Source organism: Dietzia sp. CW19, assembly GCF_014145265.1.
GTDB lineage: Bacteria > Actinomycetota > Actinomycetes > Mycobacteriales > Mycobacteriaceae > Dietzia > Dietzia natronolimnaea.
In genome coordinates this window covers 1-1,828 of record NZ_JAALEE010000112.1, presented here as the reverse complement: position 1 = coordinate 1,828, position 1,828 = coordinate 1, and the positions used below count along the sequence as shown (strand labels likewise).

Sequence of the window (1,828 nt, the reverse complement as noted above, 5' to 3'; positions counted from 1 at the left end):
CGATTCCTCGGAATCCGGGGTGCCGGAGATCTCCGCGGAAACGGTGGACGCCGGGGCGTCCGGTTCCGCGGCGGTCGCCGGTGCCGTGGTCGCCGGTGCGCTCGGTTCAGCGGTGACGACCTCCGGACGCGCCGCCTTCTCCGCGGCGGCCTGATCCGCCTCCTGACGGGAGATCGCGAGAGCGGCCGGATGCGCGGCCGGTGCGGGCCCGTCCTTCTTGGGCGTCTGCTTCTGCGTGGATGACGAGGGGGTCGCGGTATCGGGCTGATCCGACTCCGCGCCCTTGCCGCCGCGCTTGCGGCCACGTCGGCTACCGGGCTCGTCGGCGTTGTGCGACTCGGTGTGGACCGGGTCGGCGTGCACGATCAGTCCGCGGCCCTGGCAGTGCTCGCACGGCGTGGAGAACGCCTCGACGAGGCCCGTGCCCAACTTCTTCCGGGTGAGCTGGACCAGACCCAGCGAGGTGACCTCGGAGACCTGGTGCCGGGTGCGGTCGCGACCCAGCGCCTCGGTGAGTCGGCGCAGGACCAGGTCGCGGTTGGCCTCGAGGACCATGTCGATGAAGTCGATGATCACCATTCCGCCCACGTCGCGCAGGCGCAGCTGGCGGACGATCTCCTCGGCCGCCTCGAGGTTGTTCTTGGTGACGGTCTCCTCGAGGTTGCCGCCCGAGCCGGTGTACTTGCCGGTGTTGACGTCGATGACCGTCATGGCCTCGGTGCGGTCGATCACCAGCGAGCCGCCGGAGGGCAGCCACACCTTGCGGTCGAGCGCCTTGGCCAACTGCTCGTCCACGCGGTGGGTGGCGAACACGTCGACGTCGGGGTTGTCGTACCGCTCCAGGCGCTCGGTCATCTCCGGTGCGACCTTCGAGACGTAGTCGTGAACGGTGTCCCAGGAGGTGTCGCCCTGGATCACCAGTGAGGAGAAGTCCTCGTTGAACAGGTCCCGCACCACCTTGACCAGCAGGTCGGGCTCCTCGTACAGGGCCACCGGGGTGCCGGCGCCGGCGGAGGTCCGCTTGGCGGAGGCCTCGGCGATCTCGGTCCACTGGGCCGCCAGTCGTTCGACGTCCCGGCCGATCTCCTCCTCGCTGACCCCCTCGGCCGCGGTCCGGATGATCACGCCCGAGCCCTCGGGGACGACGTCCTTGAGGATCGCCTTGAGCCGGCGCCGCTCGGTGTCGGGGAGCTTGCGGGAGATGCCGGTGGAGTTCCCGTCGGGCACGTACACGAGGAATCGGCCGGCCAGCGAGATCTGCGTGGTCAGGCGGGCGCCCTTCTGACCGATGGGATCCTTGGTGACCTGCACCAGGACCATGTCACCGGGCCTGAGCGCCTGTTCGATCCGCCGGGCCTTGCCGCCGAGCCCGGCAGCCTCCCAGTTGACCTCACCGGCGTACAGGACGCCGTTGCGACCGCGGCCGATGTCGACGAACGCGGCCTCCATGCTCGGCAGCACGTTCTGCACACGGCCGAGGTAGACGTTGCCCACCATGGAGCGCGCGGACTCGGTGGTGACGAAGTGCTCCACCAGGACCTTGTCCTCGAGCACGCCGACCTGGGTCATGATCCCCTTGCCGTCGCCGCGCTGCTTCTCCCGGACCACCATCACGCGGTCGACGGACTCGCGGCGTGCGAGGAACTCCGACTCGGAGAGGATGGGCTGACGGCGGCGGCCGGCATCGCGCCCGTCGCGGCGACGCTGGCGCTTGGCCTCGAGCCGGGTCGAGCCGGTGATGCCCTGGACCTCGTCCGCGGACGTACCGGTGCTCGAACCCGCGCCCGCGCTCTGTCCCCCGCGTGCGGGGCGACGGCGCGGCTCGCGA

General features: G+C 70.6%; 1 protein-coding gene. It reads right to left on the bottom strand.

The window, feature by feature from the left end; translation table 11 throughout:
- Nucleotides 1–1,828: Rne/Rng family ribonuclease (locus G6021_RS04085; protein ID WP_182640718.1), on the bottom strand; the 1,828-nt coding region annotated here is incomplete at both ends.